The sequence below is a fragment of the Ectobacillus sp. OTK genome (assembly GCF_059698935.1).
The window spans coordinates 1,039,054-1,056,075 of sequence record NZ_AP048547.1; the positions used below are offsets into that span (position 1 = coordinate 1,039,054).

Here is a 17,022-nt window from a genome sequence, read left to right on the forward strand (position 1 = left end):
AAAAGATTTTTTCTCCAAGCACATATTCATGAAAATGAAAAAATGTATCCAAGCGTTTATTAGCTGAAAATGGAGAAATGCGCATAGCGTGTTACAAGTCCTTCATGAAATGCTCAGTTTCTTCATACATTGTGGTAATAGGAAGAAAAGGGGGAGCGACAGTGAGAGCAGAGGACCAAAAAGCGTTAGAATATGCGATTGATGAGATTACCGAAATTGCGCAAGGATTTGGATTGGATTTTTATCCGATGCGGTATGAGATTTGTCCTGCTGACATTATTTACACATTTGGAGCATATGGGATGCCGACTCGTTTTTCACATTGGAGTTTTGGAAAGCAATTTTTCAAAATGAAGCTGCATTACGACTTAGGATTGAGCAAAATTTACGAACTTGTTATTAATTCCGACCCGTGCTATGCCTTCTTGTTAGAAACAAATTCATTAATCCAAAACAAATTAATTGTCGCTCACGTACTCGCACACTGCGATTTCTTTAAAAATAATGCACGCTTTAGTAATACAAAGCGAGATATGGTCGAAAGTATGGCTGCTACCGCTGAGCGCATTAAAGCATATGAGCATAAATATGGTAAGCAGCAGGTAGAAACCTTCTTGGATGCTGTGCTCGCTATTCAAGAGCACATCGACCCATCTTTAATGCGGCCGAAGCTTGCATGGAACTTAGATGAGATGGAGGAGGAGAGTGAAGGAGTAAAGCCGTCTTCTCCTTATGATGATTTGTGGGACTTAGAAAATCGAAATAAACAGAAGGATATGCCGGGCTTTCAGAAGAAAAAGAAGTTTCCGCCGCAGCCAGAGAAGGATATTTTATTATTTATTGAAGAGTACAGCCGTGAACTTGAGGAATGGCAACGTGATATTTTAACGATGATGCGAGAAGAAATGCTTTATTTTTGGCCGCAGCTTGAAACGAAAATCATGAATGAAGGCTGGGCAAGCTACTGGCATCAGCGTATTTTACGGGAAATGGATTTAACAAGCGATGAGGCTGTTGAATTTGCGAAGCTGAACGCGGGGGTTGTACAGCCGTCCCGCACCAGCATCAACCCATATTATCTCGGTCTTAAAATTTTTGAGGATATTGAGGAGCGCTACAATAATCCGACTGAAAGCATGAAGCGTGATGGGATTTTGCCAGGTTCGGGACGCGAGAAAATGTTTGAAGTACGAGAAATTGAATCCGATATTTCCTTTTTACGCAATTATTTGAATAAGGATCTTGTCATGCGTGAGGATATGTATTTATTCCAAAAGCAAGGAAAGGAATATAAAATTGTTGATAAGGGATGGGAGCAAGTCCGAGATCAGCTCGTTAATATGCGTGTGAACGGAGGTTTTCCGTATATTACAGTAAATGATGGAGATTACATGAAGAATGGTGAGCTGTACTTAAAGCATTGGTATGAAGGAATTGAACTCGATGTAAAGTATTTAGAAAAGGTCATGCCATATGTGCATCAACTTTGGGGACGATCCACACATTTAGAAACAGTGATTGAAAATAAAGCGGTGCTATTTTCGTTCGATGGAAAGGTATTACATCGAAAGTATCTATAAAAAGGGATTCTTCTTTTGTTGTATTGCAGCCGGTATTTACATTCTATCTAAAACGAAGGAATCGCTCGCAGCAGATTGTCATCATTATAAATAAAGTGCATAAAATAAAGTATGGGAATTCAATTTAGAGGAAGTTTTTATGTTGACTGTTTTCCAAAAAAGCCTTAAGATAACTTTATAAGAAATGTATAGGATATTCCTAAAGGGGAGTAGCTTTTACAGCAAAGTCGTCATTACAGGGGAAACCCTCGGCTTTGTTGGCAACTATAACGTTGTTAGCAAGACCTTTACCAAGAGCGGTAAAGGTCTTTTGTGTGCAAAAATGACCTGTCCGCGCATGGACAGGTCATTTTTTATGCAAAGACCTCAGAAGGTGCAGCTTTCGAGAGCAGTGTCTGCTGTTCCTATCTTAATTATGAAGGGAGAGATGGGTATGAAGAAAATCTGGAGTCGACTTCGTTTAATGTTGCGTGTGCGACGCTTTGTTCCTTTCTTGAAGGAGTTCTTTTTATCGAGTGAAGTACCTGTTGGAAAGAAGGTATTCTCTGCTGCGATTATTATTGGGTATTGGATGCTTCCGTTTGATTTAGTGCCCGACTTTCTCTCGTTTTTTGGTGTTGTTGATGACATTGCCATTTTTATGCTATTGATCCGGCAAATTGTAAAGATGGCACCAGCTTCTATGCGAGAGCGCTATGACATTTCAGCTTAATTAATAATAAGATTTTAGGTTGGATTTTCGTTTGTTTCTTGTGGTTGAGCAGGACTTAATGAGCCGTGTCCGCTTTTCTGATTTGGAAATACAAATTACAAATAACTTTGGGGATTTAGTTTATCATAATTAACGGGGGGATTTTAAAATGGATCTATTTTCGGCAGAATTTTTATCGGCGTTGTTAGCGATCATCGTCATTGACTTAGTGCTGGCAGGGGATAACGCAATTGTAATTGGCCTTGCAGCAAGAAAGCTGCCAAAGGATCAACAAAAAAAGGTTATTATTTGGGGCACGGTCGGTGCTATTGGTATCCGTGCTTTAGCAACATTGGTTGTAGTGTGGTTATTGAAAATTCCAGGATTGCTGCTTGTTGGGGGCATCCTGCTTATCTGGATTGCATATAAGCTGCTTATAGATGAGAAGGGACATGATGTAAAAGAGGGAAATAATTTTTGGGAAGCAATTCGTACCATTATTATTGCTGATGCATTGATGGGATTAGATAATGTGCTTGCAGTTGCGGGAGCTGCACATGGAAGCTTCCTGCTTGTAATTCTCGGGCTGGTTGTTTCTGTTCCGATCGTTGTATGGGGAAGCACACTTATCCTGAAGTTTGTGGAGCGTTTTCCTATTATCATTACAATCGGTGCCGCCGTTCTTGCTTGGACAGCGTCTAAAATGATCGTAGACGAACCGTTCCTGAAACCGTATTTTGTAAATCCTATTATCAAGTATGGATTTGAACTTCTTGTCGTTGCTGCTGTTGTTGTTGCAGGAACAATAAAAAAGAAAAATGATCACAAAAATGAACATACAGCAGAGAGAGCATCAATGTAGTTCAACTAGCCTTGCTAATAAGCAAGGCTTTTTTGCTTTTCAAAAGTCCAATTTTAATGAGGATAGTTCTACATGTTTCCACTTGCAGTGAACTTTTTAGCTTACAGCAATGTTTTGTTTATAACCAGGAAAGTGCTTATATAGAAAGGCGGCGCTAGCGAGAGATGATTATAATTGCAGAGTTTAAATACCAAAAATTACGTTGTAAGAAAGCATTGACTTTCTTTTTTAATAAGTTATAATTTGTATCATCCGGTGTTAGAAAATCTTACACGTAAGGAGATTGTCGCAATGAAGAAAATTGAAGCTATTATTAGACCGCAGCGCTTAACCGAAACAATACGTGCTTTAAAAGCAATTGGAATAACGGGTTTTACTGTTTCACAAGTAGTTGGTAGAGGAAAGCAAAAGGATGCAAAGGGTGTGTATCGTGGTAAAAATTATACAGTAACATTACATCCGAAAGTGAAGCTAGAAATTGTTTTGTCTGATTATATGGTAGAGCGGACAATTCAAGCGGTTATTGAAGCAGCTCAAACAGGAACGGATGGAGACGGAAAGATATATGTGTATCCTATTTTTGAAGCTTACAATATCCGAACAGGTTTAGTTGATTTTGATATTGATGATTTGGCACAGCAGGAGGGATGATGAAAAGATGGAGCTTATGTATTTAAATACGGTATGGATTGTACTTGCAGCGGCAATGGTTCTCTTTATGGAGGGCGGCTTTAGCTTGCTGGAGGCAGGTTTAGTACGGACAAAAAATGCAGTCAATGTAACTATGAAAATCTTTGTTGATTTAACAATTGGTGCCCTTGCTTTCTGGTTGGTCGGCTTCGGTATTATGTTTGGTAAAGATGCGTTTGGTTTCATCGGCACAAGCTTGTTCGGAAGCCCGGAAAGCATTGATCTTGGTGAGCTTCCCTTACCAAGCGCAGCGTATGTGCTATTTCAAATTGGCTTTGCCATTGCATGTATTTCCATTATTTCTGGAGCAGTAGCGGAACGTATGAATTTTAAAGCTTATATTTTAACAGCTGCACTTATGACTCTTATTATTTATCCGCTATCTGGTTACTGGATTTGGAGCAGTGATGGATGGCTTGCAAAGCTTGGCATGAAGGATTTTGCCGGCTCTGCTGTAATTCACGCGATGGGAGGCTTTGCGGCTTTAGCGATGGCAAAGCTGCTTGGGGCAAGAAAAGGACGCTTTAATTCAGACGGCAGCGCAAACGTATTTGCGCCAAGTAATATTCCGTTAGCGTCTTCTGGTGCATTTATTTTATGGTTTGGCTGGTTTGCGTTTAATGCAGGAAGTACGCTTGATGCGTCCAATGCTGCTCTTGCACCTGTTGCTTTAAATACAATGCTTGCGGGGGCGAGCGGCGGTACAGTCGCATTGTTTGTTACGATGAAGAAATACGGCAAGGCAGACCCTAGTATGACGATTAATGGTATTTTGTCCGGACTTGTCGCGGTGACGGCAGGCTGTGCGTTCGTGTCACAATGGAGTGCAATTCTAATTGGTGCAATTAGCGGCGTGATTGTCATTTATGCAACGCTGCTCGTCGATAATATGAAAATTGATGATCCTGTTGGTGCGGTTGCGGTGCACGGTGCAAACGGTGTGTTCGGAACAATTGCAGTTGGCTTGTTTGATGTACAGGAAGGATTATTGACAACAGGTCATACATCCTTATTGCTTGTTCAATTACTTGGTGCTGTTGTCGTTGCGGTTTGGGGCTTTGCAGGCGGTGCTTTCATTGCGAAGCTGGCGGAGAAAACAGTTGGTCTTCGTGTGACTGAAGAGGAAGAAGAGGAAGGTCTTGATATGTCTCTTCACGGTATCCCGGCTTACAACGACTTGGAGCGCTTTACAGATATTCCTGTAAATCTGTATGATTTTCAAGAAACAACAGGTATTGTAGTTGCGCAGCCAAAAAGCAGTGTTCAATAAAAAATAAAATGGTATCAACATATGAACGCAACAGAATGAGTTTTTCTGTTGCGTTTTTATATGCAGTGATCATAAGTTCGAGCAAGTTCGTTGATCTGATGCTGTATCTCATCTATACAGTCCCATGTATTGGTTTATGATTTTCTCAAATTTTTGCCTTAATTCGTTTGTTTCGGCCAGCATTTGAGCATAAGGATGAATTTGCTGTATAGTATGATAGTAGCCATTAAGATGAGGTTTTACAATAGAGGAGGAGCAAGCGTGAAAAAGAAAATCGCTTGGATTACGGATAGCACAGCATACTTATCAGAGGAATTGCGGCAGCATCCAGATGTATACGTTGTTCCATTGGTCATTATGTTTGGAGAAGAAACGTATGAGGACGGCGTAACAATTGATGAGCAGCAAATTTATGAAAAGATGAAGCAGCATAACGCTGTTCCGACAACCTCTCAGCCGTCCATCGGCAAATTTGTGCAGCTGTATGAGCAGCTAAAAGAAACATACGAGCATTTTATGATACTTCATATATCTGAGAAGCTAAGCGGTACCTATTCAGCCAGTAAACAGGGAGCTGACATAGCGGGCATTTCCTATCATCTAATTGATACGAGGGTAACGACAGCAGGGATGACTTATTTGCTTGAAGAAGGCTTACATATGGAGAAGCAAGGGAAAACAATTGCCGAGATTACCAGTCGTCTAGAAGAGATCGTTCCTGCATTGGAAAACTACATTTTAATCGGGAATTTGACTCAGCTTCATAAAGGTGGCCGTTTAAGCAACGCGCAGTTTGTTCTAGGTACTTTATTAAACATTAAACCGATTTTACAAATTCGTGATGGTATTGTGGATGTATTTGAAAAGGTACGCTCTGAGAAGAAGGCTGCTAAGCTGATTATGGAAAAGTGCCGTGAAGCTTTTACCAAGCATGATGTAACAAGAATGGCTGTCATTCACGGCAATCGCGAGGAGGATGCACTTCGATGGAAAGAGATGCTTCTAGAGATGCACCCGCGCCTGCGTGTGGATATTGTTCCTATCACCTCTACGTTAAGCGTTCATGCGGGAGAAGGAACGCTTGCAGTCATGTGGTACAATACACATTTAGATGGCTAGGATTATGACAGCTGTTTCACGCGACGATGCAGAAGCAATGGTGTAATCAAAATTCCGCTGCAAAAGGAAAGAAGAATAAAGTAAGGGTTTGGAATTGTCGCTGCGATTATGATGGAGAATATCGTATTGCTAAACAGGGTGAGCATAAGCAGCAGGGTGAAGAACGCTCGCTTTCTGCTTTCATGTGTAAGTGGATATAGCTCTAATATGGCATGCCCATAGAAATGCTTCCAAAGGGCCAGCATTTGTAGGTTAGACAAATATAGGAATACGACAGAAGCTGCATACTTTCCCAGAAAGCCTTGTATGTAAAATAAAAAAATAGCTGTGACAAGTAAAAAACGCACGTATAGTCCCAGGTAGTCATTCGCTCTTATAAAGGCGAGACTATAGACATATAAAAACGGAAGCTTTGTTCGTTCAATCGGATTTTTGATAAAAGCTGTCAAAACCGCACGCGGCTTTACTTTCCGTATAATTTGCGGAATGTCTGTAAAAATATTGAGGAAGCGGTAAAAAACGAGATCTTGTTCGTGTTCTTGCTGAATGAGTCGTTCCCAATGGATTGCTGACGATTTTGTTCGTATAGAATATATAAAAATAAGCAGCATAAGCAGCAGGATGGCGATAAGCAAATAAAGGGATGATCGCTGCAGGAGCAAGTAAGAAAAAGCTATGTTTAGAATGAAACGCAGGATGTATCTTATTTTGCTTTCTTCTGCATGATGATGCCAAAGCCAGTGTATAGATACATTCCATCCTTTTACGACAGAAAGCAGGAATAAAGCGTTCCAGAAAAAGAGCGGGTCTGTCGTACCGACTTTCCTATAAAGAGGAACTGCTAGTAGTGCTGTGATACAGAGGGATAGCCATTGTATCGAAAAGCTGTAAAGAAGACTATTTTTAAAATAGGAACCCAGCCGATGCTCTGCCGCTAATAGAAATACAAGATCGGCATCCTTTAAAAACGTGCGAAGGCGAACCCGTGTTAAGATAAAGGAGAGTGGCAGAGTGATACAGAGGATGGAAGTCTCTTTAGATGGAGGGGCTTGAAGTAGCTTTGCATAATAGTAGCCGCATATACCAAACAAACAAAGGAATGCATAGAATAAGCTTCCCGCAATGAGCGAGAGATACTTTGCATTCCTTTGTATATGGTGCTGAAACCGTTCTGACCAAAGCTGATGTCCATCCATTGGAATCTCCCCCTTGTATCTTAGTCGTTTCAGTTATTAGTTCTTTGTACCTTATGTATCTCCTGCTTTGTCTAAAAACAAAAGAAGGGAAAGTTACATTGCATCAGAAAGGTCCCGACATCATGCCGAGACCTTTTTAGCCATGTTATGAAATTAGCGTTGGAATCCGCCAAGTTGTTGTTCTGCCATTGCTACAAGACGTTTTGTAATTTCGCCACCTACGGAACCATTTGCACGTGCTGTTGTGTCAGCTCCAAGCTGTACACCAAATTCTTGTGCAATTTCGTACTTCATTTGATCTAGGGCAGACTCAGCGCCAGATACAAGTAATTGATTTCTGCTGCTATTAGAAGCCATGTTAGTTCCTCCTTGATGAATGTTTAATTTTTTGGTTGGATTAGCTGGAGTTGAACCAGTTTGGCCGCCTTATCGGCTCTAATCCATCGGTGTTGTGATTGTCTTGCTTTGCGCTGCTGTAGTACTAGTATGGATGGAGAAGATATATATATGCAGTAGAATATATTGTAATTTTTTCCAATATTTAAACGAAAAGATATTCCAAAATTTACACATAAATGCTATACATATGAACAAAAGTTCTCCGTATACTATGCTTACACCACTTAAGGAGGTGAAACAGCATGGCGAACAACAATAACAGCAATCAGCTTCTTGTTCAAGGTGCTCAATCTGCACTTGATCAAATGAAATATGAAATTGCTCAAGAGTTCGGCGTTCAACTTGGTGCAGAAGCAACTTCTCGTTCTAACGGCTCTGTCGGCGGCGAGATTACAAAACGTCTTGTAGCAATGGCTGAACAGCAATTAGGCGGTTTTCAACGATAAATAATGGCTATAAGGGCGGGGGATCCCGTCCTTTTTTGGGGGTATATGTATGTCAATGTGTCCTGTCTGCAACGGATTCACCGAGATTCCGCATCCATGTCCAAACTGCTCTGCCAGCATGGAGGATTGCGGAAAAACAGTAGATTATTTAGGTCCTTACAGTGCATATATGGACCAACAGCTGCTAGAGAAGGTTGATGGCTTATCTCATGAGGAATCGAACCAGTATTGCTTGCACTTATACCATTGTCCCAGCTGTGAACGAGACTTTTCTATTAAGGTGCAGCAAATATAAATAACCCGTCTCTTCATGCTCGGAGACGGGTTATGGTTGTTTGTACACTGTAAGGAAGTATAAATTTTCAGCGGGAAGCCAATTCGACATAGTCGGAAATTTTAGGAGTACAGTGTAAGTGCAACTACGCTTCTGTCTTCGCCTAACGGCTCGCCAATCAGCGAGTTTTCTTTATCGAATGCGCTGCTCGTTGTTAGAGTCAAAGAAGTGAACCTTGTTCATGTCAAAGCCAAGTGTTACTGTTTGACCAGGTTTGAAATCCGTACGTGCATCAACACGCGCTACGAAATCTTGGCCGCCGATTTGAGAGTAAAGCATAGACTCTGCGCCTAGCAATTCGGATACTTCAATTTTTGCGTTTACAGTTGAGCCTTTTGATGCGTTAATGAATACAGGCTCATCATGAATATCCTCTGGACGAATTCCCATGATTACTTCTTTTCCTACATAGCCTTGTTCACGAAGCATTTTCATTTTTCCTTCTGGAACAGACAGTGTCACATTGTCCACTTTGAAGCCCTTGTCTGTTAATGCACCGCGGAAGAAGTTCATCGCAGGAGAACCGATAAAGCCGCCTACGAATACGTTTTCTGGCTTTTCGTATACCTCTTTTGGCGTTCCAACCTGCTGGATAATTCCATCCTTCATAACTACGAGGCGAGTTGCCATTGTCATTGCTTCTGTTTGGTCATGCGTTACATAAATAGTTGTTGTACCTAAGCGTTGGTGAAGCTTAGAAATTTCCGCACGCATCGATACGCGAAGCTTTGCATCAAGGTTAGATAAAGGCTCGTCCATTAAGAATACTTTTGCGTCACGAACGATCGCACGTCCTAAGGCCACACGCTGACGTTGACCGCCGGAAAGAGCTTTTGGCTTACGATCTAAGTATTGCTCAAGTCCAAGGATACGAGCTGCTTCTTTTACTCGCTTGTCAATTTCCGCTTTGTCAAATTTACGAAGCTTTAAGCCGAATGCCATGTTGTCATACACGCTCATGTGAGGATATAATGCGTAGTTTTGGAATACCATCGCGATGTCGCGATCCTTTGGTGCTACATCGTTCACGCGTTTGCCATCGATAAGGAAATCACCTTTAGAGATTTCTTCTAGTCCTGCGATCATGCGAAGTGTTGTAGATTTACCGCAGCCAGAAGGACCTACGAATACGATAAATTCTTTATCTGCAATGTGAAGATTGAAGTCTGTTACTGCCGTTACATTATTATCATAAATTTTATAAATGTGATCTAATTTTAACTCAGCCATTTTTGTTACCCCCTGTTTTAAATGAAATCGTTTTCCTTATCATTAAGTCTATCTCAAATGGTCCAAGCTGGAAATGGGAAAAGTGAATAAAAAAACGCTTTCATTTGTGCAACGTTTACAAAGTCAGGAGGAGGCATCCTGCAAAAGCAAGGCCATATACACGGCAACAGCACCTTTGAACGTTTTAATATCAATTCCTGTTTTTTCAATGAATTTGTCAACACGGTATTGCACGCTATTGCGGTGCATATACTGCTTTTTCGCAGCCAGAGATACATTCAGGTTGCATTCTAGGTAAGTTTGCACCGTTGCTAACAACTCTTGATCATTCTGTGTTTCGCCAAATAGAAATGGAAGCAGTGTTACATCCTGCTTTTCTAAAAATAAATAGGGCAGCACATCCTCTAATTTGTAAATATGCCGCTTCTTTAGGTGTGATTGAGCAAATTGAAAGCATTTTTGCTCCCATTGAAATTGCTGCAAAAGAGACGGTTGCATGGGGTGCAGCCTTCCGATGAGAATGCTCGGTGTAATCAGAAAATCCGTTGTTAACGCATCGAACGCTTCGAAATCGAGTTCTGTCTCTGGCTTCAGATGGGGATATGTCTCTACAATAATACCGCTTTTGTTTGTTTGCCACACAATAATGAACGGAGAGGAGAGCAGCCCTTGCATCGCCTCTTCCAATGCTTGCTTCTCAAAAAACGATTCTTTCATGGAAAAATGAAGAAATCGTGCTGTTTTCATTTGTCCGTGAGGGGGGAGCGGATGCATATCTTCAGCGGATTGAAACAAAAACTTCTTCCAGGCGTGTTGTTCCGCAGAAACGCTGAATTCTTCGCCAGATACAGGAGTTAAAAATAATGACAGCAGCTCCTCATCTTTTTTTGTTAGCTTTTTCTTTTCAATACCAATGGTGTTGTTTTGTTCATCTATATACCAGCAATATTCCTCATAATTGGCTGGCATTGTATCCGTTACAATATGTCCTTGATAATAGCGCCTTAGTTTCTCTAGCATGGGTGTCTCCTTACATAAAATGGTTTTAGAGTATTTTATCACAAAAAAAGACCTTCTTTCGAAGCAAATAGCCTTCAAGAACAATTTGCCATAAAAGAAGTGCTCTCAAATCCATTATTTTGTTTTTTCAGAAGACGAAAAAAGAGCTTGGCCTCAAAAGGCACATTATGCGCCTTTTAGATCGGCCCTTTATTTAACTCTATTCTATACTATTATTTAATTTTTCTTTTTCTATAATATCCTTTACAACATCTTTCATGGTTACATTTTCTAGAGTCTTCTCCAATGCTAGTTGAGCAATTGAAAATAGTGGAACTATTGTATCTTGAATGTTCCTTCCCACAGGACAAGCTGGATTTGGATTTTCATGTATACTAAACAATTCCTTCTCCTGTACAGCATTAACCGCCTTATAGACGTCAAGCAATGTGATTTCCGATAAATCTTTGGCTAGTTCAGCACCCGCGATACCAGGTCGTACTTTTACTAACCCTGCATGTTTTAGCATCCCCATAATTCTTCTTACCACGACTGGATTCGTGTTTATACTTCCTGCTATAAACTCTGATGAGCTTACTCTGCCTTTATTGATTTCAATAAGCGATAGTATATGAATCCCCACAGCAAATCGGCTGCTGATGGACATCTTTAGTCACCTTCCTTACGATTAACATAACAATATGTCCTCACGTCATTATCATGTAATTCATTCTGTTACAAAGTTATTATACCTTAAAATATTCAACAAAATATAAAAAAGGTTTTTTACTAGGTTGACAAATTAAAGGTTTTTCCTTTTAAGCTGTTTCTAATGATATAAACTTATGGAATTCAAAAAAGTTGGATAAAAGAAACAAAAACGTATACAAGGAAAAAGACTAAAAACGGCAGCATATGAATGAACATTAACGTTACAGCAAAAACGGCGGCATATACTTTTTTAATTAAGTATAAAAGCATGTGGAGCATATCTGCATGCTTTTTATTTATTTCAAAATAGCTGTTCGTGAAAAGTACAATGATAAAAGAAAGGTAAAAGTAGTATAGAACAACAAACCGATAGGGAGAAGGAATCCCTATCGGTTTCATATCTAATCATAGTGAACACAGGTGTGCCAAGGTGTAAGAAGCTGCAGTGTTTCTAAGGATAGTAAAAAATATTATGCCATTTGTTCAGAAAACCCAGCTTCTGCAGTAAATACGGCCAGCAGGTTCTGAAGAGTTTCCGTATAGATATGAGGCTCGTCGAAAATCATCGGCTTGCTGTTTGCTTCAAATACATAATAGTTCCCTGCTTCATCTACGCCAATATCTAATGAAAACTCCCGAACGCGGCCAAAGCGGCTGCACAGGCTTTGACCGCACTGCTCGGCCAGCATCTCGATAGTAGGATAGTGAACAGGGCGCTCTAGCTCTTCCGCTAATATAATATCTCCGCCGTGCGGAACATGCGTGACGATCTGTCCTTTTTTTGCAAGGCGCACACCGATGCCGCTGATGCGAAATGCCCCGGGCCCAGCATGTACAGAGACGCGCAAATCGTATTTTCTTCCATTTTGCATATCTGCAGTAAGGGCGCGCTGTGCAATATACGGCTTTTGCTGCTTTGAGATAAAGTACCATATATCTGAAACGGACAGCATACGCTCATCTTGTAGGTCTTTTTGAAGCACCGTATCTTCAGCAATAAATCGCAAAAAGAAAATATGCTTTCCTTTTGCGGCCTCAGATTGCTTTACATATATTTCTTTGTGGCTGTGCAGCATGTGCCGCAGATCTTCTATCGTTTGCAGCAGTCTTGTTTCTAGCAAGTATGGCCGCAGTGCTTCATTTGCGAAAAATGCTTGGTAGCTCTCCCATTTTGGAAAAAAGCAAGGATTAAAAAGCGGAATATCGTGATGTATGAGTTGTTCAATTACTTTCTTCGTTTCTGGTCTTTGCTCATGCTTTCGGTATGGCACACGATTGTATACGATATCGGGATAGGGAAAACGACATTTGTACCATCGTTTCTCCGAGAGCCATACATATCCTCTAATATGTCCTTCCTGTAATCCGTACGGAGAAAAGACGAAGCTAATACCTCCTTGTTTTTGAAGGGCTGTTTGGATAGCAGCAAATCGTGTGAAATCCCCGCAAAGCTTTCCTTCTGGTGTGCCGCTTGTTAAAATGCCAACGAGCGGCCCGAGCCGCTCGTCTTGCTGACGGATGGAAAAGGAGAGGGAATGCTCAGTGCCAGCTTCAAGCTGGGATTTGCCAAACATTCGTCCTTCTTCATGATAGTGCCAGCGTTCTGTTTGTGGGTTATAGAAAATTTGGTTCATTGAAACAGCTCCTCAGGGGAGAATAGTGATTTTTCGGTTAAATGCAGCGCGTACTCCAAAAAAAGCTCCTTCGTCAGCCGATCGCTTTCCTTTAGCTTTGGATGATGAAAAATTGAGCGGCCCGGCTTGGAGTTTGCCTCAAACAGCCAGACCTTACCTGCCTTATCTAAGCCGATATCAAAGCCGATTTCCCCAATGCAGCCGTCAAGATGCGTATCGATGCTTTCACTGAGCAGAAGGACAGCTGTTGTTAGCTTTTGCAGCACATTTTCTCTTTCGACCGGGTCAGGAAAGATTTCGTCTAGAGTTTTTACATCGCCTCCATTATTCATATGCGTAGTCATGCTTCCCTGCCCAGCGATTTTGGCAGCGATCGCGCTCATTCGCCAATAGCCGTGTCTATCCTTATTTGTATGAATCCGGAAATCGACAGGCTGCCCGTTTATGCGCAGTAATGAAATGCCCTGCTGTACGATAAACGTTTCTAAATTATAACGGCTTAAGAGGTGATTGATGAGATATTCAAGGGAATGATATTTACGCAGCTTATTTCCATCAACGTCACGATAGCGGCAGTAATACTCATTTTCCTCAAAAGCATACCGAACTTGATAAATACCGCTCCCTAAGCTTCCGTTAATAGGTTTAATGTACACATGACCGTACTTAGATAAAAGATATTCAATTTGATCAAAATTTGTAAAGCGATGTGTTTCCGGCAAGTAGGAAACTGCCGCTTCATCCTTCCGTAAGCAACGGTAAATATCCCACTTATTAAAAAATCCAGGATTAAACCAAGGAATTAAGTATTCATGCTGGAGCCGTTCCTTCACGCGGGCGATCGCACGGTGGTTTTCCGTTTGTCGGTTTGGGAGCCGATCGTACACCACATGTGGAAATGGGATCTCATGCTGCGCCCAGCGCTGTTCGTTATAAAAATAAGCGGTAATGGTTCCCTCCTTCCAGTTAATTTGATGTGACCCAAATGCAAACAAGTATGCCTTCGTATGCTCTTTTGCTGTGAGCAGATTGGCAAAAAACAACGAGCGTTCACCGATCGGCCGCAGATGGGATTCTGTAAAACCGGCTGTAAAAATACCGATCAGTGGACCAATTACAATCGTTTCTTCGTATACGAATACATGAATCGGTATGAGAAACGGCAGCTTTAAATCTGTTATAATCTCCCGCCCGATGAAAATGGTGTTATTTGATAAATAATCTGTTCGTACGTCACATTCAATAATTTTTGTGCCAAATGAAATATATTTCAGTGTTTTAATATCATGGAATGTATATGGGAGATATACGGTGTTTGGCTCCAGACCGCTTTCCTGCAGAATATAAGAATGCAGCTTCATTTTGAATTCGCTCCTTTTTGTGCCTCAAGCATTAAGTATTTGCAATAGGCAAGCGGCGCATGATACAGTTGGTCAGCGCTTTCTGGCTTGCACTCTAGCATTACCCTTCGCCCAGGCTTCGAATTAACATCGAGAAGCCAAACAGCCCGGTTTTGGTCGACAGAAATATCAATACCGATTTCAAACAGCGGCGGCAGTGTTTGTTCTAACGCTGCAGGTACAGCTTTGAGGAGGGTAGCGATGTTGTCCTCGAGCAGCAGGCGCTCCCCGCCCGGATACGATTGTTTCCACTTCTCATATGTGATGGTGCGGCTTCCTGCATATAAATTAGAAACAAAGGCCTGTTCGTTGCCGCAGCGCACCCCCCGTCCGACCTCCTCCCAAACACCGCTTCCGTTTTTTTGCAGCAAAACGCGAATATCAAATGGACGTCCGTGTGCATCCTGCACGGATAAAAACGGCTGCAGCATGTAAACCTGTGATTGCAGTATAGGGCCGAGCCAAGATAAAAAATCTTCTTTGGAAATAAAGCTTTCTGTTATTGTTTGCTTTGCTTGCTGTACGATTGCTTGAATAGAACGGCGCCCATAGGATAGGTAGCAAAATCCGTTTCCTTGAGACCCGTTTGCTGGCTTTAAAGCAGCTTGTTTATGCTTCCATACATATTTCCAAACGTTTTCTATCGTTGCTTCCACGGTGTAGGGGACATAAGGCGCCGTAGCTGGATGACGGGAGAGAATCGAGTAGGTTTGCAGCTTATCAGGCAGACCATACCCTAAAAATTGGGTTTGCGGTCGTTTTTTCAGCCATTCTACGATTGGCTTTCCTTTCCTTGAGGCTTCTGTGCGATTATAAAAGCAGCGATCATAAATAAAAGGAGGAATGGGGAAGGTGTGCTGTATCCATCGCTCCTCTGTAGAATCAAACAATAAGCCATGAACCTGCTCTGTTGCGGGGATGATTTGAAAAGGCGTAAATCGAACAACCTGCATGTCGTGCAGACGAGCTCGTTTCGCGATTTCTGTAAAATACTCTGTTTCTTGATCAGATCGAAGAGATAATAAGCCGAGTATCATTATGATTCCTCCTTATATGGGTGCTGAGCAGCCAAGCAACAATATTGCAGGACGGACCGGACCGATGGTCGAATAGGCGTTGGTATAGCGTTTGGAAGCATGTTTTTGGACGGCTTTGAATTGACTTCAATGAGCCAAGGATTGCCGTCTTTGTCCAATCCTAAATCAATCCCGAGCTCTCCGTATAGACCGTCATAGCTTTGTCCAATGCACTGAGCGGTCTCCAGTGCCAGCTCGGACAACAGCTTTTTCAAATGTCGAATTTGTTTCTCGGAGAAGGCAGGCTGCAGCACTTCATCGAACTTGTAAATTTCTCCGCCCATCGCGACATTAGAGACAAATTCATTTGGAGAAGAAACGCGCGCGACGGCGGAGGTAAGCTTCCATCTGTTTTGTTCTGTTTTGTGGCAAAGAATACGAAAATCAACAGGCCGCTCTTCATACGTATACAACGCTACACCCTGCTGAACAATGTAAGGGCGGCGTCCGATGTGAGGCTTAAGGGCTGCAAACAAGCTATCGACTGATGTGTACGAAGTATGAATGTCATCCGAAAAGGTCGTATAGTTTAATGTATATTCATGTTCGGTACGAGTTACCTTAAAAATTTTTCGTCCTTGGCTTCCATAGGCTGGTTTTACAAATATGCAATCATAAAGGGCAAGCGCCTCTTCCAGCACTTGTTTGCTATGAAATAAGAAGGTACGGGGAATATACGGCTGTAAATAAGCGAATTGCTCGAGCGCTTCATATACCTCCCATTTGTTCAAAAAGCGGTCGTTAAAGTGGGGAATATGATAGAGTTTCAAGGTTTGGAGCCAGTTGAAGAATACAATGCTTTGCTCTGTCTTTCGAGAGTGAATGCGGTTATGGACAATATTCGGAAACGGCATCTGCTCCTTTTTCCATCGTCCATCCTCGTAGTGATATCCCCACACTTCTTCGTCCTTCCAAAGGGACAGAGAGGTGATATAGCAAAAGCAAGCGCTTTGTTCGCTTAAAAGGGCAAATTCTTCGCAAAAGGAGGAAAGGGAGCCAAAGGAAACAGGATAGCTTTGTTCTTTAATTTCCGTAATAATTGCGATAATAGGTCCAAGATGCAGTTCTTTTTTAGATGATAGATAACTGCAGCGGAGTGCATAATCCCCAGGGATTTTCAAAAGTGCAAGAAGCGCTTCATGGCAGAGAATGGCATTTTCTTTTTCATCTATTGAAGTAATATTCACGGTTGCACTTGTTAGACCAAAAAAAAGTGTAATTGTATCATTTGGTTTAATCATCCATAGCTTGGCGAGTCGTCCCGATAAGGCGATTGTCTTGCTGTTGTCAATCGAGCTGCTTTCGGTTATTCTTACTGTTGTTGTAGAAAACATAGAAGTCCCTCATTTGCTTGCATTTTGTCCAAGCTCTATAATGAAATATAG

17 protein-coding genes are annotated in these 17,022 nt (G+C 41.6%); 8 read left to right on the forward strand and 9 right to left on the reverse strand.

All coding sequences use genetic code 11. The features are described 5' to 3' along the window. Nucleotides 1-161: 161 nt before the first annotated feature. The 6 genes from AC6HZ4_RS05200 to AC6HZ4_RS05225 all read left to right on the forward strand — a co-directional run bounded on the left by AC6HZ4_RS05200 (nt 162) and on the right by AC6HZ4_RS05225 (nt 6,212). Complete coding sequence (locus AC6HZ4_RS05200) at nt 162-1,580, forward strand: SpoVR family protein (protein WP_497493919.1); 1,419 nt, start codon at nt 162-164, stop codon at nt 1,578-1,580. 433 nt (nt 1,581-2,013) lie between these two features. After that, nucleotides 2,014-2,292, forward strand: a complete 279-nt coding sequence (locus tag AC6HZ4_RS05205) for a YkvA family protein (RefSeq protein WP_497493920.1) — start codon at nt 2,014-2,016, stop codon at nt 2,290-2,292. A gap of 148 nt (nt 2,293-2,440) precedes the next feature. After that, a complete protein-coding gene (locus tag AC6HZ4_RS05210; RefSeq protein ID WP_497493921.1) occupies nt 2,441-3,133 on the forward strand; it encodes a TerC family protein in 693 nt (230 codons plus the stop codon). A gap of 291 nt (nt 3,134-3,424) precedes the next feature. Next, nucleotides 3,425-3,784 carry a P-II family nitrogen regulator gene (locus AC6HZ4_RS05215; RefSeq protein ID WP_497493922.1) on the forward strand — a complete coding sequence of 120 codons (360 nt, stop codon included), beginning with the start codon at nt 3,425-3,427 and terminating at the stop codon, nt 3,782-3,784. Between the two features lie 7 nt (nt 3,785-3,791). Next, nucleotides 3,792-5,093, forward strand: coding sequence for an ammonium transporter (locus AC6HZ4_RS05220; RefSeq protein WP_497493923.1), 1,302 nt, complete (start codon nt 3,792-3,794; stop codon nt 5,091-5,093). 261 nt (nt 5,094-5,354) lie between these two features. Further along, nucleotides 5,355-6,212 (forward strand): DegV family protein, encoded by an 858-nt coding sequence (locus AC6HZ4_RS05225; RefSeq protein WP_497493924.1) that lies wholly within the window; start codon nt 5,355-5,357, stop codon nt 6,210-6,212. A 2-nt stretch (nt 6,213-6,214) separates the two neighbouring features. Here AC6HZ4_RS05225 and AC6HZ4_RS05230 read toward each other — a convergent pair whose 3' ends face one another. Beyond that, complete coding sequence (locus tag AC6HZ4_RS05230) at nt 6,215-7,408, reverse strand: ABC transporter permease (RefSeq protein WP_497493925.1); 1,194 nt, start codon at nt 7,406-7,408, stop codon at nt 6,215-6,217. Between the two features lie 153 nt (nt 7,409-7,561). Next, entirely contained in the window at nt 7,562-7,765 is a 204-nt protein-coding gene (locus AC6HZ4_RS05235) for an alpha/beta-type small acid-soluble spore protein (RefSeq protein WP_497493926.1), read from the reverse strand. Nucleotides 7,766-8,049: 284 nt separating this feature from the next. Here AC6HZ4_RS05235 and AC6HZ4_RS05240 point away from each other — a divergent pair, with 284 nt between their 5' ends. Together AC6HZ4_RS05240 and AC6HZ4_RS05245 are read left to right on the forward strand one after the other, a co-directional pair. Continuing rightward, the gene (locus tag AC6HZ4_RS05240; protein WP_497493927.1) at nt 8,050-8,253 is read left to right on the forward strand and encodes an alpha/beta-type small acid-soluble spore protein; all 204 of its coding nucleotides are present in this window, start codon (nt 8,050-8,052) and stop codon (nt 8,251-8,253) included. Nucleotides 8,254-8,302: 49 nt separating this feature from the next. Further along, nucleotides 8,303-8,548 carry a hypothetical protein gene (locus tag AC6HZ4_RS05245; protein ID WP_497493929.1) on the forward strand — a complete coding sequence of 82 codons (246 nt, stop codon included), beginning with the start codon at nt 8,303-8,305 and terminating at the stop codon, nt 8,546-8,548. Nucleotides 8,549-8,719: 171 nt separating this feature from the next. On the opposite strand, the gene AC6HZ4_RS05250 is transcribed toward AC6HZ4_RS05245, so the two are convergent. The 7 genes from AC6HZ4_RS05250 to AC6HZ4_RS05280 form a co-directional block, all read right to left on the reverse strand. Further along, nucleotides 8,720-9,817: an ABC transporter ATP-binding protein gene (locus AC6HZ4_RS05250; RefSeq protein ID WP_497493930.1), complete on the reverse strand. Its 1,098-nt coding sequence runs from the start codon at nt 9,815-9,817 to the stop codon at nt 8,720-8,722. 123 nt (nt 9,818-9,940) lie between these two features. Then, nucleotides 9,941-10,837, reverse strand: coding sequence for a PucR family transcriptional regulator (locus AC6HZ4_RS05255; protein ID WP_497493931.1), 897 nt, complete (start codon nt 10,835-10,837; stop codon nt 9,941-9,943). Between the two features lie 199 nt (nt 10,838-11,036). Further along, nucleotides 11,037-11,483, reverse strand: coding sequence for an Rrf2 family transcriptional regulator (locus AC6HZ4_RS05260; RefSeq protein ID WP_497493932.1), 447 nt, complete (start codon nt 11,481-11,483; stop codon nt 11,037-11,039). A 514-nt stretch (nt 11,484-11,997) separates the two neighbouring features. Next, nucleotides 11,998-13,161 carry a YheC/YheD family endospore coat-associated protein gene (locus AC6HZ4_RS05265; RefSeq protein ID WP_497493933.1) on the reverse strand — a complete coding sequence of 388 codons (1,164 nt, stop codon included), beginning with the start codon at nt 13,159-13,161 and terminating at the stop codon, nt 11,998-12,000. After that, complete coding sequence (locus tag AC6HZ4_RS05270; RefSeq protein WP_497493934.1) at nt 13,158-14,522, reverse strand: YheC/YheD family endospore coat-associated protein; 1,365 nt, start codon at nt 14,520-14,522, stop codon at nt 13,158-13,160. The genes AC6HZ4_RS05265 and AC6HZ4_RS05270 overlap by 4 nt, the downstream gene beginning before the upstream one ends. Further along, nucleotides 14,519-15,598: a YheC/YheD family endospore coat-associated protein gene (locus AC6HZ4_RS05275; RefSeq protein WP_497493935.1), complete on the reverse strand. Its 1,080-nt coding sequence runs from the start codon at nt 15,596-15,598 to the stop codon at nt 14,519-14,521. The genes AC6HZ4_RS05270 and AC6HZ4_RS05275 overlap by 4 nt, the downstream gene beginning before the upstream one ends. Further along, entirely contained in the window at nt 15,598-16,971 is a 1,374-nt protein-coding gene (locus tag AC6HZ4_RS05280) for a YheC/YheD family endospore coat-associated protein (RefSeq protein ID WP_497493936.1), read from the reverse strand. Before AC6HZ4_RS05280 ends, AC6HZ4_RS05275 begins: the two co-directional genes overlap by 1 nt. Nucleotides 16,972-17,022: the final 51 nt, after the last annotated feature.

What these genes read in the sequence shown, in the direction of transcription:
- AC6HZ4_RS05280 (WP_497493936.1), bottom strand. Translation starts at nt 16,971, where the DNA reads ATGTTTTCTACAACAACAGTAAGAATAACCGAAAGCAGCTCGATTGAC.
- AC6HZ4_RS05265 (WP_497493933.1), bottom strand. Translation starts at nt 13,161, where the DNA reads ATGAACCAAATTTTCTATAACCCACAAACAGAACGCTGGCACTATCAT.
- AC6HZ4_RS05215 (WP_497493922.1), top strand. Translation starts at nt 3,425, where the DNA reads ATGAAGAAAATTGAAGCTATTATTAGACCGCAGCGCTTAACCGAAACA.
- AC6HZ4_RS05205 (WP_497493920.1), top strand. Translation starts at nt 2,014, where the DNA reads ATGAAGAAAATCTGGAGTCGACTTCGTTTAATGTTGCGTGTGCGACGC.
- AC6HZ4_RS05250 (WP_497493930.1), bottom strand. Translation starts at nt 9,817, where the DNA reads ATGGCTGAGTTAAAATTAGATCACATTTATAAAATTTATGATAATAAT.
- AC6HZ4_RS05260 (WP_497493932.1), bottom strand. Translation starts at nt 11,483, where the DNA reads ATGTCCATCAGCAGCCGATTTGCTGTGGGGATTCATATACTATCGCTT.
- AC6HZ4_RS05210 (WP_497493921.1), top strand. Translation starts at nt 2,441, where the DNA reads ATGGATCTATTTTCGGCAGAATTTTTATCGGCGTTGTTAGCGATCATC.
- AC6HZ4_RS05275 (WP_497493935.1), bottom strand. Translation starts at nt 15,598, where the DNA reads ATGATACTCGGCTTATTATCTCTTCGATCTGATCAAGAAACAGAGTAT.
- AC6HZ4_RS05220 (WP_497493923.1), top strand. Translation starts at nt 3,792, where the DNA reads ATGGAGCTTATGTATTTAAATACGGTATGGATTGTACTTGCAGCGGCA.
- AC6HZ4_RS05255 (WP_497493931.1), bottom strand. Translation starts at nt 10,837, where the DNA reads ATGCTAGAGAAACTAAGGCGCTATTATCAAGGACATATTGTAACGGAT.
- AC6HZ4_RS05240 (WP_497493927.1), top strand. Translation starts at nt 8,050, where the DNA reads ATGGCGAACAACAATAACAGCAATCAGCTTCTTGTTCAAGGTGCTCAA.
- AC6HZ4_RS05270 (WP_497493934.1), bottom strand. Translation starts at nt 14,522, where the DNA reads ATGAAGCTGCATTCTTATATTCTGCAGGAAAGCGGTCTGGAGCCAAAC.
- AC6HZ4_RS05230 (WP_497493925.1), bottom strand. Translation starts at nt 7,408, where the DNA reads ATGGATGGACATCAGCTTTGGTCAGAACGGTTTCAGCACCATATACAA.
- AC6HZ4_RS05245 (WP_497493929.1), top strand. Translation starts at nt 8,303, where the DNA reads ATGTCAATGTGTCCTGTCTGCAACGGATTCACCGAGATTCCGCATCCA.
- AC6HZ4_RS05235 (WP_497493926.1), bottom strand. Translation starts at nt 7,765, where the DNA reads ATGGCTTCTAATAGCAGCAGAAATCAATTACTTGTATCTGGCGCTGAG.